Here is a 12,490-nt window from a genome sequence, read left to right on the forward strand (position 1 = left end):
CGTCAGGGCGGCCTCGTCCCGCGACGAGGCCGCCCGCCCCGGCGGCGGCGATCACGACGGCGCCGAACGCGGTCGCGCCGGTCGCGAGGCCGGCGGCGTCGCTGAGGAACCCGGCGGCGAGCGGCAGGCCCGCGGCGGGCACGTAGCCTGGCGACGTTCTGCGCGGCGGTCGCCTCGGCGAGCCGGTTCGCCGGGACGCTCGCGTTGATCAGGGTGAGGCCGCCCGAACTGGCATGACCGGTCCCGGCGAGCACCGCGGCGACCGCCAGCAGGGCCGGCGACGAGGTCTGCAGCGAGACGACCAGCGCGACCATGCCGGCCGTGGTCGAGGCGGCGCCCGCGGGCGGTATCGCCCGCACCGGCAGGCCGCGCACCGCGAACTGAACGCCCGTCGCGCCGAGGAACATGACGAATGCGAGTGCCCCGGCGACGGCGCCGCCCACCGCGAGCCCGGTGAGGAACCGCGCGACCGCGAGCACGAGCACCGAACCTGCCGTCGCGAAGAGGACGCACGCCACGATGCCCAGCGCGAGCGCGGTCAGCAGGACCGGTTTGCGCCCGATCCGGTCCGAGAGCACGCCCGCGACCGTCAGGACGCCGGCGGAGAAGCGAGGACCGGCCAGGTGGTGCGCTCACGATTCCGAACCAGTTCGCACGATCGCGGCACGCCCAGCGAGTCCACCAGCAGCTTCCGCACCATCCCCAGCCGCAGCGGCTCGCTCAGCACGGACAGCACCGCCTCCAGGCGGAGGTCCTCTCGGATCGACCGCCGGCAGTCGACGCTGACCCACCACTTCAAGCTGCTGCGGGCCGGGGTGACGACCCAGCGGCAGTACGGCCTGGAGCGCCGCAGCGAGGTGCGGGGCGCCGACCTCGACGCCCGGTTCCCGGGGCTGCTCGACCTGGGGCGGAACTGGGAGCCGCCTACAGCGGCAGCTTGAACCCGAGGTGGGTGGCCTCGAAGCCGAGCCGCTCGTAGAAGCGGTGCGCGCGGGTGCGGGAGGCGTCGGAGGTGAACTGCACCAGCGTGCAGCCCCGCCGCCGGGACTCCTCGACCGCCCACTCCATCAGTGCCGCCCCGAGCCCGCCCCCGCGCTGGTCGGACCGCACCCGCACGCCTTCGACCAGCGCGCGCGTCGCGCCGCGGCGGGACAGGCCCGGGATGAACGTCAGCTGCAGCGTGCCCACCACGTCGCCGTCCCGTTCGGCGACCACCAGCAGCTGGCCGGGGTCGGCGTCGATCGCCTCGAACGCCCGCAGGTAGGCCGGGTCACCGGGCGCCTCCCGCTGCGCGCCGAGGTGGTCGTCGGCCAGCATCGCCACGATCTCCTCGACATCGGAGCGCCGAGCACGTCTAATGTGGATCTCACTCACGACAGTCGAGTATGGCACCGGCGCCGAAGGAGGAGTCCCCTTGACCACGCTCCGCTCCAGCACCGTCGCGGACATCCTCCGGCGCAGTGCGGCGCGCTGGCCCGCCCGCGTCGCGCTGAAGTTCGCCGACCGCACCTGGACCTACGCCGAACTCGACGCCGCCGTCACCCGCGCCGCCGCGCACCTGCTCGGCCTCGGACTGGTCAAGGGCGACCGGGTCGCCGCCTACGGCAAGAACTCCGACGCCTACCTGATCGGCTTCCTCGCGTGCGCCCGCGCCGGGCTCGTGCACGTGCCTGTCAACTACAACCTGACCGGCGACGAGCTGGCGTACCTGGTCGAGCAGTCCGGCAGCCGCGTCGCGCTCGCCGACCCCGCACTGGCGGGCAACCTGCCGCCGCTGGAGCAGGTGGTGCCGCTGCGCGACGCCGAGGGCGCGCTGGTCGCGCTGTCCGGTGAGGCGCCCGCGCTGGACGTCGACGTGGCCGACGGCGACCTCGTGCAGCTGCTGTACACCTCCGGCACGACGTCCCGCCCCAAGGGCGCGATGATGACCCACCGCGCGCTGGTGCACGAGTACCTCTCGTGCATCACCGGCCTCGACCTCACCGCGGACGACGACCCGCTGCACGTCATGCCGCTCTACCACTCGGCGCAGATGCACGTGTTCCTCGTGCCGTGGCTGGCCGTCGGCGCGACGAACACCCTGTTGGAAACCCCGGATCCGACGGACATCCTGCGCCGGCTCGCCGATGACCGGCACGGCGCGTTCTTCGCCGCGCCGACCCTGTGGGTCGCGCTGGCCAACCACCCCGACTTCGGCTCACGGGACCTGAGCGCGCTGCGCAAGGCGTACTACGGCGCGTCGATCATGCCGGGGCCGGTGCTCGACCGCCTCCGCCAGGCCATGCCGCAGCTCGGTTTCTACAACTGCTTCGGGCAGTCCGAAATCGGCCCGCTGGCGACGATCCTGCGCCCCGAGGACCACGCCGAGCGCCCCGACTCGGCCGGCCGCCCGGTGCTGTTCGTGGAGCTGCGGGTGGTGGACGCCGAAGGCAACGACGTGGCACCCGGCGAGTCCGGCGAATGCGTCTACCGGAGCCCCCAGCTGTGCGAGGGGTACTGGGACAAGCCCGACGAGACGGCGGAAGCCTTCCACGGAGGCTGGTTCCACTCCGGCGATCTGGTGCGGATCGACGACGAGGGCTACATCTACGTCGTCGACCGCATCAAGGACGTGATCAACACCGGTGGCGTGCTGGTGGCGTCCCGCGAGGTCGAGGACGCGCTGTACACCCACCCGGCGGTCGCCGAAGCCGCGGTGATCGGCGTCCCGGACGAGAAGTGGATCGAAGCGATCACCGCGGTCGTGGTGTCCAAAGCGGACGTCGCTCCGGAGGAGCTGATCGCCCACGTCCGGGAACGGCTGTCCGCGTTCAAGGTCCCGAAGGCGGTCCGCTTCGTCCCGGACCTGCCGCGCAACGCCTCGGGTAAGATCCTCAAGCGCGAGCTGCGGGAGCAGTTCTCCTGAGCTCGTCGCCGATCAGGCTGTCCACGCTGTCGTCGCCGCCCGGCCGGGACGCCTCACGCATCGCCTCCGCCGCGGCGGCGTCGGTGGTGTCCGGCGGCACGACCAACAGCGTCAGGCGGCGCGTGCCCGTGCCGACCAGCGTGACGGTGCCGGGGCGCTGCGACCGGAACCCGTCCAGCCGCACCGTGCGCCCGCCGGTGGCGAGCTTGGTGCCGGTGGGGTTCCAGCCGTGCAGCTGGTAGGTCGACCGTTCGACGGCGCCCAGCCGGGTCGCCAGCGCCGCGAGCAGCGCGGGCAATTCGGCGGACAGGTCCCGGGACCTGGGCCACCACGCGCCGTCGACCTGCCCGGTGGTGGGCGTCTCCGGCTTCAGCGTCATGCGCAGACCCGGCCCGGGCTGCCCAGCGGCCGTGGAAGTGGTGGATGTGGGTGAACCCGGCGTCATGCCGGCGCTCCCGTCCCCGGCCGGAAGAACGGCCGGTGTGGTGCCGGGAAGTCCCGGCACCACGGACACTACACGGTCCGGGCCCGCAGCGGTGCGCCCGTTTCGTGCAGGTGCCGCAACACTTCGCGGTAGGACTGCACCAGGCCGGTCTCGCGGTAGGAGATCCCGTGCGCGGCGCAGAACCGCCGCACGATGGGCTGCGCGTGCCGTAGGTGCGGCCGGGGCATGCTGGGGAACAGGTGGTGCTCGATCTGGTAGTTCAGCCCGCCGAGCAGGAAGTCGGTGAACCGGCCGCCGCGGATGTTGCGCGACGTCAGCACCTGCTTGCGCAGGAAGTCGGGCGACTCGCCGGTCATCGTCGGCATGCCCTTGTGGTTCGGGGCGAACGAGCATCCCATGTAGACACCCCACAGCGCCTGGTGCACCACGGCGAACAACCCGGCGACGCCGGGCGACAGGACGAGGAACACGGCGGCCAGGTACCCCACGGTGTGGGCGACCAGCAGCGCGCCTTCGAGGCACCGGGCCCTGGTCTCGCCCCGCCACACCGAACGGATGCCGGAGGCGTGCAGGCTCAGCCCCTCCAGCGTGAGCAGCGGGAAGAACAACACCGCCTGGTGCTTGGCCATCCAGCGGAGGAAACCCTGTTTGCGGCTCGCCTGCCCGCGGGTGAAGGCCAGCGCCGCGATGTCCAGGTCCGGGTCGTGTTCCTCGTGGTTGGGGTTCGCGTGGTGCCGGTTGTGCCCGGAGATCCACGACTGGTAGCTCATGCCGATCAGGCCGCCGTGCAGAGTCCCGAGCGCGTCGTTGGGGCGGCGCGTCCGGAAGATCTGCTTGTGCCCGGCGTCGTGCCCGAGGAACGCCAGCTGCGCCGAGACCACGGCGAGCAGCGCGGCGATCAGCAACTGCCACCAGCTGTCGCCGAGGAAGGCGAAGGCCGTCCAGGCGCCGGCGAAGACGAGGAGCGTGGTCGTGATCCGGCGGGCGTAGTAGCCGTGGCGCCGGTCACCGGCGGCGGGCCGGGGCGGACGTCGGTGCCGCGAAGCGGACGTGCCGCGCGGGGGTGACGTCCACCTGGCCCGCGGTCCGCGCGGGTTCCTCGACCAAGGGGTGGCTGAACAGGACGGGCGCGGCCGCGTCCGGGGTACGGGTGTGACGGGTGGTCTTCATCAAGGTGAGCTCCTGGAGGGGTGGCCGGCGCCGTCCGGCGCGGCAGCCAAGCGGTGAGGACGGCCGGTCCGGGAAACAGCCCGTGACCGGCGGAGTCGATGGCAGCGGGGGGCGAGCATCAGCATCGCAGCAGGTTCACCGTTCCGGTGCTCCTCGCAACCGGCGTCGACGGCGACCGAACCCGCCCGCCGGCACCCACCCTACGCGAAGTCGCTCACACGGCCGTCCTCGCCGCCCGCTCAGGCCACCGAGTAGCGCCGCACCCCGTCCTCGACGAGCAGCGCCAGCTTGCCCTGGTGCACCAGCAGGTCGAGGTGCGCCGCGGTCTCCAGGACGGCCAGCATCTGGTTGAACACGTCCAGCTCGCCCAGTTTGCGTTGCCGCCGCGTCCAGCCCAGCCGCAGCGCGGACTCGTACGCGGTCGCTGCACCGTCCACAATGGTCGTCGCGATGACGTCGAGCCGCTGGGCGTGGTGGTCCAGCAGCTCGTCGACCCTGGCGTGCACGCTGTCGGCCACCGGGCCGTGCGCGGGCAGCATCCGCCGGTCCGGCATGCCCCGCACCAGGCGCAGCGAGTCCAGGAAGTCGCGCAGTGGCATCTCCGCCACCGCGGGCTGGAAACCGATCGACGGCGTGATGTGCGGCAGCACGTGATCGCCGGTGAACATCAGCCCCGCCGCGCCGTCGTCGAACACGACGTGCCCGGCCGTGTGCCCCGGCGTGTGCACGACGTCGAGCTGCCTGCTGGGCAGCACGGACCGGCGGCCCGGCGTGAGCCACTCGTCGGGCTGCTCCCAGATCGACGCCTCCGTGTTGCGGCCGTGGATCTCGAACACCCGGACCAGTTCGTCGGCCACCGGATCCGCGCCGCACATGCGCAGCAACCGGATCTGCCCGATGAGCGGCACCACGTCCGGGTCCGCCGTCATGCGCAGCGACGGTTCCTCCAGCGAGCCCAGCGCGATCCGCCCGCCGAACTCCCGCCGCAGCGCGACCGCCTGCGTGTAGTGGTCGCGGTGCACGTGGGTGACCAGGAACTGGCTCACGTCACCGAGTTCGGCGCCCAGTCCCTTGAGCGCGGCGGCGAGCTGCTCGCGCGCCTCGTCCAGCGCCCAGCCGGAATCGATGAGCACCAGGTCCGACCCCTCGGTGAGGGCGTAGACGTTGACGGCCCGCAGCCCGTCGTTCGGCAGCGGCAACGGGATCCGGTGCACGCCCGGCGCCACGGTGTACAGGCCGGGCTCGCTCCACTCGGCGCTGCCTTCCGGAGTTGCTTCCACGAGACCTCATCGTCCTTTCCGACCCGGGAAATTTCACTTTGGAACTTCCCGGGTGGAATGTCCACCTGCCGTGGTTGAGACCCGTGTCACCCCGGCCGCAGCGCGGTGTCCACGGTCAGCGCGGCGGCGAGCATCAGGCTCGCCAGCGGATCTGTGAGCTGCGCGAACACCTCCACGACGTAGTCGCGGCCGTCCCCGTCCGCCGCGCGCGCCACTTCCCGGCCGGAGGCGTCGGTGATGCTGAACTCCCGCGTCCGCCGGTGCTCCAGTACTCCCGCCGGGCGGCCGTGGGCCGTCAGGGTGAACCGGTCCGGCCCGTCGGGCACGATTCCGCCGATCGGCGTGCCGTCCGCGCGCGTCACCAGAAAGTGCGAGTCGTGCGCCCGCACTTTCAGCACGACACTTCCGCCGGAGTCGCGCACGGCGAAACAGTTCGGGCGGAAGCGGGCGGATCCGGTGAGCGCCCACAACGCTTTCCGGAACGTGCCGTGATCGGCCTCCGCGACGCTTCCCAGCGGCCGTCCGTGCTGGTCCCGCACGCCGGGTCCGGGCGCCCCGGCACGGTGGCTGACCACCAGGAAGGGCTCGGTGAACAGGGTGCCACCGCCCGCGTGCCGCGAACCGCTCGTCATGCCCGTCAAGGTTAGCCAGCGGAAATCAAGAACGGGAGATGACCGGGGAATTGCGGAGAAATGTCCGGTTGACCGGATTTTCCGACATCGGCGCCTTTCCGCTCTTTCTCCCGCGCCATTTTCCGGGCCGCGCGCGGGGCCGCGGCGCGACCGGTGGGGTGGCCTTGGAGAATCGGGGTGTGAGCGAACACGTCTGGCCACCCGGTGCGGCCACCGCGGTGGGATCGATGCCCGGCGCCGACCCGGCGGAGGCGGCCGCCGTCGTCTTCGGCGAGCTGCCCGACTTCCCGCACCTGCCGGAACTGCCTGCCCGCGGCGTCGGCGCGGACCTGATCGGCCGGACCGCCGCGATGCTGGTGGACCTCGCGATCGAGGTCGTGCCCAGCGGCTACCGGGTCGCGGCGCGGCCGGGGCGTGACCACCGGCGCGCGGTGGACCTGCTGCGCTGGGACCTCGACGCGGTCACCGAGGCGGGTGCCGCGCCCGTGATCAAGACGCAGCTGGCCGGGCCGTGGACGCTGGCCGCCGGGATCGAGCTGCCGCGCGGGCACCGCGTGCTCACCGACCGCGGCGCGGTGCGGGAGTTCACCGAATCGGCGCTGGAGGGGCTCGCCGCGCACGTCGCCGAGTTGAAGGCGCGCACCGGTGCGGAGGTCGTGGTCCAGTTCGACGAGCCGACCCTGCCCGACGTGCTGGCCGGTTCGCTGCCGACGCCGTCGGGCTACGGCACCGTCCCGGCGGTCCCCGAGCCGGAGGCGCGGGAACTGCTGAGCCGCGTGATCGAGCGGGCGGGCGAGCTCACCGGGCAACCGGTCGTCGTGCACTGCTGCGCCGCGCGGCCGCCGGTCGGCCTCCTGCAGGCCGCGGGCGCGGGGGCGCTGGCGATCGACGCGACGCTGCTCGGCGGAGCGCCCTCGGCCCTGCTCGACGAACTGGGGGAGGCCTGGGACAGCGGGACCGTGCTGTTCCTCGGACTGGTGCCGGCGCTGGAACCGGCCCGGCTGCCCGCGTTGCGGGAGCTGGCGCAGCCCGCGCTGGCGCTGGCCGACCGGCTCGGGTTCAACCGCACGACGCTGGCCGACCGCGCGGTGCCGACGCCGACGTGCGGCTTCGCCGGGGCGACCGCGGACTGGGTGCGCCGCGCGCTGAAGCTGACCACGGATCTGGGCAAAGCGTTCGTGGAGCCGCCGGAAGGCTGGTAGGACCTACCCGATGCGATGGTTTCGACGACGGCGTCCGGAGGACGAGCTGCCCGACCCGCGCACGGCGTGGCCGGAGCAGGCGGTGCCGGACGACCCGGTGGCGGCCGCGGAGCGCTTCTGGCGCCGCTGGTCGGCGATGCTGCCGGAGATCAGCGCGGCGCTGGGTGACCGCGAGCCGCAACGCGTCGAGGGCGAGCTGGCCGCGGCCGTCGCCGAGCTGCACCCGGACCTGCACGTGTCACTCGAACGGGGGCAGCGGGCCATCTACGCCCTCGTGGTGAGCGGGCAGGAGGACCCGGCGCTGCGGCCGTTCACCGACGCGTGGAAGGCCGCCGCGCCGCCCGAGGACGCGATCTGGGAGTACCACGATTCGGTGCCGCCGGTGCCCGATCCGACGGGCGTGACGGTGAACCTCGGGACGCGCTCGGTCGCGCTGGCCGACGTCCGGGTCGCCGCGCAGGTGGACGAGGCCGAGGGGGTGGTCGACGTCGCGGTCCACCACCCGCTGCTGGGTGAACTCGACGCGGCCGCGCGGTCCGCCATGACGTTCCTGCCGCTGGACGCCACGCTCGGCGAACGCCTCGCGGCGGAACGGTTACGCAGGGTGGAGACGGCCGAGACCGAGCCTGCCGGCGCCATCACGCTCCTCGAACTGCGTGACCTGGTCCGTGGTCTGGACGAGGAACGCCCGGAAACTGTCGGTGGTGCTGACTAAGCTGACGGACTGTGAGTGAGACTCCAGCCGCACAGGACGTCACCGAGGTCCCCGCCGAGGTCCGCGAGCGCCACGGCGCGCTCGCGGAAGAGGTGCGCGGGCACCAGTTCCGGTACTACGTGCTGGACTCGCCGGTCATCAGTGACGGCGAGTTCGACGCGCTGCTCAAGGAGCTGGAGCGGCTGGAGTCGGAGTACCCGGGCCTGGCGACGCCGGATTCGCCGACCCAGAACGTCGGCGGCACTTTCTCCACCGACTTCGTCGCGGTCGACCACCTCGAGCGCATGATGAGCCTGGACAACGTCTTCGACGAGGAGGAGTTGCGGGCCTGGGTGGACCGGGTGGAGCGCGAGGTCGGCGGGTCCACGCAGTACCTGTGCGAGCTCAAGATCGACGGGCTGGCCATCAACCTGCTGTACGAGAAGGGGCGGCTGGTCCGCGGGCTCACCCGCGGCGACGGGCGGACGGGTGAGGACGTCACGCTCAACGTCCGCACCCTCGAGCAGGTGCCGGAGACGCTGACCGGCACGGACGAGTACCCGGTGCCCGACCTGGTCGAGGTGCGCGGCGAGGTGTTCTTCCGGGTCGAGGACTTCGCGGAGCTCAACGCCCGGCTGGTCGAGGCGGGCAAGCCGCCGTTCGCGAACCCGCGCAACACCGCGGCCGGGTCGTTGCGGCAGAAGGACCCGAAGGTCACGCGCAGCCGGAAGCTGCGGCTGATCTGCCACGGCCTCGGCAAGCGCGAGGGTTTCGAGCCGGCGCGGCAGTCGGAGGCCTACGAGGCGCTGGCGGCGTGGGGGCTGCCGGTGTCCAGCCACACGAAGGTCGTCGACAAGGCGTCCGAGCTGCTGGACCACATCCGGTACTGGGGCGAGCACCGGCACGACGCCGAGCACGAGATCGACGGCATCGTGGTGAAGGTCGACCAGGTGTCGCTGCAGCGGCGGCTGGGCAGCACGTCCCGCGCGCCGCGGTGGGCCATCGCCTACAAGTACCCGCCGGAGGAGGCGACCACCCGGCTGCTCGACATCCAGGTCAACGTCGGCCGCACCGGGCGGGTCACGCCGTTCGCGGTGATGGAGCCGGTGAAGGTGGCCGGGTCGACGGTGGCGATGGCGACGCTGCACAACGCGCAGGAGGTCAAGCGCAAGGGCGTGCTGATCGGCGACCGCGTGGTGATCCGCAAGGCGGGCGACGTGATCCCCGAGGTGCTCGGCCCGGTGGTCGACGTGCGCACCGGGGACGAGCGCGAGTTCATCATGCCCACGTTCTGCCCGGAGTGCGGCACGAAGCTGGCGCACCAGAAGGAGGGCGACGTCGACATCCGGTGCCCCAACGCCCGGTCGTGTCCCGCGCAGCTGCGGGAGCGGCTGTTCCACCTGGCCGGGCGCGGCGCGTTCGACATCGAGATGCTGGGCTACGAGGCGGCGACGGCGCTGCTGGAGTCCGGTGTGGTCGTCGACGAGGGCGACATCTTCGACCTGGACGAGGAGAAGCTGGGCCGGGTCGAGCTGTTCCGCACCAAGGCGGGGGAGCTGTCGGCGAACGGGCGCAAGCTGCTGGCCAACCTGGACAGCGCGAAGGACCGTCCACTGTGGCGGGTGCTGGTGGCGTTGTCGATCCGGCACGTCGGCCCCACCGCTGCCCAGGCGCTGGCGCGCGAGTTCGGCTCGCTGGAGGCGATCGAGAACGCCGACGAGGCCGCGATGGCCGATGTGGACGGTGTCGGGCCGACGATCGCCGGGGCGTTGCGGGAGTGGTTCGCCGTCGACTGGCACCGCGAGGTGGTGGAGAAGTGGCGCCGAGCGGGGGTCCGGATGGCGGAGGAGCGCGACGAGTCGGTGCCGCGCACGCTGGAGGGCCTGTCCATCGTGGTGACCGGTTCGCTGAACACCTTCTCGCGCGACGAGGCCAAGGAGGCGATCATGTCGCGCGGTGGCAAGGCCGCGGGCTCGGTGTCGAAGAAGACGGCGTTCGTCGTGGTCGGCGACGCGCCCGGGTCCAAGTACGACAAGGCGGTGCAGCTGAAGGTCCCGATCCTCGACGAGGGCGGGTTCCAGGTGCTGCTGGACCGCGGCCCGGAGGCAGCCGCCGAGGTGGCGTTGCCGACGGAGGAGCCGGCCGGTGAGTGAGGTGTCCGTCAGACTGGCGCGCCCCGAGGAGTTCGCGGCCGTCGGAACGTTGACCGCCTCTGCCTACCTCGCGGACGGCCTGATCACCGCGGACGACGACTACGTGCGCGAGCTGACCAACGCCGCCCACCGCGCCGAGCACGCCGAACTCTTGGTCGCCACGGACGACGACGGCCTGCTCGGCTCGGTCACGATCGTCCACCCGGGAACGCACTACTCCGAAATCGCCCGCGACGGCGAGCTGGAGTTCCGGATGCTGGCCACCGCACCGGCCGCCCGGGACCGCGGCGTCGGCGAAGCCCTCACGCGAGCGGTGCTCGACCGGGCGCGTGCCATCGGCGCCGGCGCCGTGGTGATGTCCAGTCTGGACGCCATGCAGACCGCCCACCGCCTCTACACCCGGCTCGGTTTCAGCCGCCTGCCGGAGCGGGATTGGGAGCCGCTGCCGGGTTTGTGGTTGCGGGCTTTCCGGCTGCTCCTGTGAGGCGTTGACGCGGAGCCGGTGCCGGCGCCGTGGCGCTGGCGCACAGGCTCAACAGCGTGTGGCGCCGCATTGCCCCACGGGCGGGTGAGCCCAGCCGTGCGGCATTGCCTCTACACCCGGCTCGGGAGCCGCGTCCGGGCCGGGGCCGCATCTGCAGCAGCAAGCGCGGCGGTCCGCTCCTCGATCGCGTGCACCACCGCCGCCATGTCCTCCGCCGCGTGGCCCAACCGCAGCGTCTCCCCGTACAGCTCGTGGCACACGTCCAGCAGCGGGGACGCCAGCCCCGCCCCGCGCGCAGCCTCCGCGACCAGCTGGTTGTTCTTCAGCACGTCCGCGATCGCCGCCTGCACCCCGAAATCCCGCGCCACCAGCTTCGCCACCTTCACCCGGGACACATCACTCGCCATCGGGCCCGCGTCCAGCACCTCCACGAACCTCGCCAGGTCCAGGCCCTGCCGCTCCGCGAAGTGCGTCGCCTCGGCCAGGCCTGTCACCATCGTGATCAGGTACAGGTTCACCGCGAGCTTCATCAGCAACGCGCCCGGCACCGGCCCGCACTCCACCACCTGACGGCACACCGGCGCCAGCAACGGCCCCACCTCGGCCACCGCCCCCGGCTCGCCAGCCAGCATCGCCACCAGCTGCCCCGCCTCGGCCGGCTTCCGCGACCCCGACACCGGCGCCTCGACGTACCGGCCGCCCGCCGCGGCGACATCGGCCGCCAGCCCGCGCGAGTACTCCGGCGACGTCGTCCCCATGTGCACGACGATCCGCCCGCCGACGTTCGCCGCGAACGCGCTCCCGCCGCGGCCCAGCGCGGCATCCACCGCCGGGCCGTCGGCGAGCATCAGGAACACCACGTCCGCCCGGCGGCACACCTCCGCCGCGCTCCCGGCGACCGCCGCCCCCGCCGTGCGCAGCACCTCGGCCTTCGCGGCGGTCCGGTTCCACACCGCCAGCGGCGCGCCCGCGCGGACGAGGCTCAGGGCCATCGGCGTGCCCATCGTGCCCAGCCCCAGGAAACCCAGCTCCATGTCAGCACACTAGCGCGCGACTATGACACTTGTCATGGTCCGGTCAGGTGTCCGATCAGCTCGATCAGCTGCCGCCGGAAGGCCGCGTCGTCGCCGAGTGCGCCGATCACCGACGAGTCCTCCCGCGCGATCTGCTCCGAGGTGGCCAGCGCCTCTTCGCCCGCGGGGGTGAGCCGCGCCAGGGAGCGGCGGCCGTCGAGCGGATCGGGGACCCGCGTGACGTAGCCGGACCGGGACAGCCGGTCCAGGGTGCGGCTCATCGTCTGGTCCGTCACCTGGCACCGGCGGGCCAGCGCGCGCTGCGACAACGGCCCGCCGCGCAGCGTGTGCAACGCGATCAGCCCGGCGTGCGACAGCCCGAGCGTCTCCAGTCGCGCCGTCCACCGCTGCTCGACCAGCCGCGCCGCCGCGGACAGCAGTCGACCAGTGGGCCAGGACGCCATCCCTTCCGCGGCCTCGACCGATGTCTGATTTGCCGGGCCTTCCTCTGC

General features: G+C 72.7%; 15 protein-coding genes. 6 read left to right on the forward strand and 9 right to left on the reverse strand.

Annotated elements, in window-relative coordinates; translation table 11 throughout:
* Nucleotides 1–2 precede the first annotated feature (2 nt).
* Entirely contained in the window at nucleotides 3–578 is a 576-nt protein-coding gene (locus AMETH_RS07380) for an MFS transporter (RefSeq protein ID WP_026153903.1), read from the reverse strand.
* A 45-nt stretch (nucleotides 579–623) separates the two neighbouring features.
* Between AMETH_RS07380 and AMETH_RS39720 the strand changes: the two genes are divergently transcribed.
* Complete coding sequence (locus AMETH_RS39720; RefSeq protein WP_223843076.1) at nucleotides 624–941, forward strand: hypothetical protein; 318 nt, start codon at nucleotides 624–626, stop codon at nucleotides 939–941.
* Here the strand turns inward: AMETH_RS39720 and AMETH_RS07390 are convergent.
* Nucleotides 925–1,365 (reverse strand): GNAT family N-acetyltransferase, encoded by a 441-nt coding sequence (locus tag AMETH_RS07390; protein ID WP_410468246.1) that lies wholly within the window; start codon nucleotides 1,363–1,365, stop codon nucleotides 925–927. The genes AMETH_RS39720 and AMETH_RS07390 overlap by 17 nt on opposite strands.
* 49 nt (nucleotides 1,366–1,414) lie before the next feature.
* On the opposite strand from AMETH_RS07390, the gene AMETH_RS07395 reads away from it, so the two are divergent.
* Complete coding sequence (locus AMETH_RS07395) at nucleotides 1,415–2,905, forward strand: acyl-CoA synthetase (RefSeq protein ID WP_017987429.1); 1,491 nt, start codon at nucleotides 1,415–1,417, stop codon at nucleotides 2,903–2,905.
* On the opposite strand, the gene AMETH_RS07400 is transcribed toward AMETH_RS07395, so the two are convergent.
* From AMETH_RS07400 to AMETH_RS07415, 5 genes are all read right to left on the reverse strand, one after another.
* On the reverse strand, nucleotides 2,874–3,284 hold the full coding sequence (locus AMETH_RS07400; protein WP_017987430.1) for a DUF5994 family protein: 411 nt from the start codon (nucleotides 3,282–3,284) through the stop codon (nucleotides 2,874–2,876). The genes AMETH_RS07395 and AMETH_RS07400 overlap by 32 nt on opposite strands.
* A gap of 134 nt (nucleotides 3,285–3,418) precedes the next feature.
* Nucleotides 3,419–4,327 carry a fatty acid desaturase family protein gene (locus AMETH_RS07405; RefSeq protein ID WP_081617681.1) on the reverse strand — a complete coding sequence of 303 codons (909 nt, stop codon included), beginning with the start codon at nucleotides 4,325–4,327 and terminating at the stop codon, nucleotides 3,419–3,421.
* A gap of 28 nt (nucleotides 4,328–4,355) precedes the next feature.
* A complete protein-coding gene (locus AMETH_RS38615; RefSeq protein WP_017987432.1) occupies nucleotides 4,356–4,520 on the reverse strand; it encodes a hypothetical protein in 165 nt (54 codons plus the stop codon).
* Nucleotides 4,521–4,759: 239 nt separating this feature from the next.
* Nucleotides 4,760–5,800 carry an MBL fold metallo-hydrolase gene (locus AMETH_RS07410; RefSeq protein WP_017987433.1) on the reverse strand — a complete coding sequence of 347 codons (1,041 nt, stop codon included), beginning with the start codon at nucleotides 5,798–5,800 and terminating at the stop codon, nucleotides 4,760–4,762.
* Nucleotides 5,801–5,886: 86 nt separating this feature from the next.
* Complete coding sequence (locus AMETH_RS07415; RefSeq protein ID WP_017987434.1) at nucleotides 5,887–6,432, reverse strand: LURP-one-related/scramblase family protein; 546 nt, start codon at nucleotides 6,430–6,432, stop codon at nucleotides 5,887–5,889.
* Between the two features lie 179 nt (nucleotides 6,433–6,611).
* Between AMETH_RS07415 and AMETH_RS07420 the strand changes: the two genes are divergently transcribed.
* The 4 genes from AMETH_RS07420 to AMETH_RS07435 are packed head-to-tail and all read left to right on the forward strand — an operon-like array spanning nucleotide 6,612 to nucleotide 10,965.
* Nucleotides 6,612–7,634, forward strand: coding sequence for a uroporphyrinogen decarboxylase/cobalamine-independent methonine synthase family protein (locus tag AMETH_RS07420; protein ID WP_017987435.1), 1,023 nt, complete (start codon nucleotides 6,612–6,614; stop codon nucleotides 7,632–7,634).
* Nucleotides 7,635–7,644: 10 nt separating this feature from the next.
* The gene (locus tag AMETH_RS07425) at nucleotides 7,645–8,349 is read left to right on the forward strand and encodes a hypothetical protein (RefSeq protein ID WP_017987436.1); all 705 of its coding nucleotides are present in this window, start codon (nucleotides 7,645–7,647) and stop codon (nucleotides 8,347–8,349) included.
* 11 nt (nucleotides 8,350–8,360) lie between these two features.
* Nucleotides 8,361–10,481, forward strand: coding sequence for an NAD-dependent DNA ligase LigA (gene ligA / locus AMETH_RS07430; RefSeq protein WP_017987437.1), 2,121 nt, complete (start codon nucleotides 8,361–8,363; stop codon nucleotides 10,479–10,481).
* Nucleotides 10,474–10,965: a GNAT family N-acetyltransferase gene (locus AMETH_RS07435; protein WP_017987438.1), complete on the forward strand. Its 492-nt coding sequence runs from the start codon at nucleotides 10,474–10,476 to the stop codon at nucleotides 10,963–10,965. The genes ligA and AMETH_RS07435 overlap by 8 nt, the downstream gene beginning before the upstream one ends.
* Nucleotides 10,966–11,075: 110 nt before the next feature.
* Here the strand turns inward: AMETH_RS07435 and AMETH_RS07440 are convergent, their stop codons facing one another.
* Together AMETH_RS07440 and AMETH_RS07445 are read right to left on the reverse strand one after the other, a co-directional pair.
* The gene (locus tag AMETH_RS07440; RefSeq protein WP_017987439.1) at nucleotides 11,076–11,999 is read right to left on the reverse strand and encodes an NAD(P)-dependent oxidoreductase; all 924 of its coding nucleotides are present in this window, start codon (nucleotides 11,997–11,999) and stop codon (nucleotides 11,076–11,078) included.
* 32 nt (nucleotides 12,000–12,031) lie between these two features.
* A complete protein-coding gene (locus AMETH_RS07445; RefSeq protein WP_017987440.1) occupies nucleotides 12,032–12,442 on the reverse strand; it encodes a MarR family winged helix-turn-helix transcriptional regulator in 411 nt (136 codons plus the stop codon).
* Nucleotides 12,443–12,490: the final 48 nt, after the last annotated feature.

The sequence above is a fragment of the Amycolatopsis methanolica 239 genome, assembly GCF_000739085.1.
GTDB classification, from domain to species: Bacteria; Actinomycetota; Actinomycetes; order Mycobacteriales; family Pseudonocardiaceae; genus Amycolatopsis_E; species Amycolatopsis_E methanolica.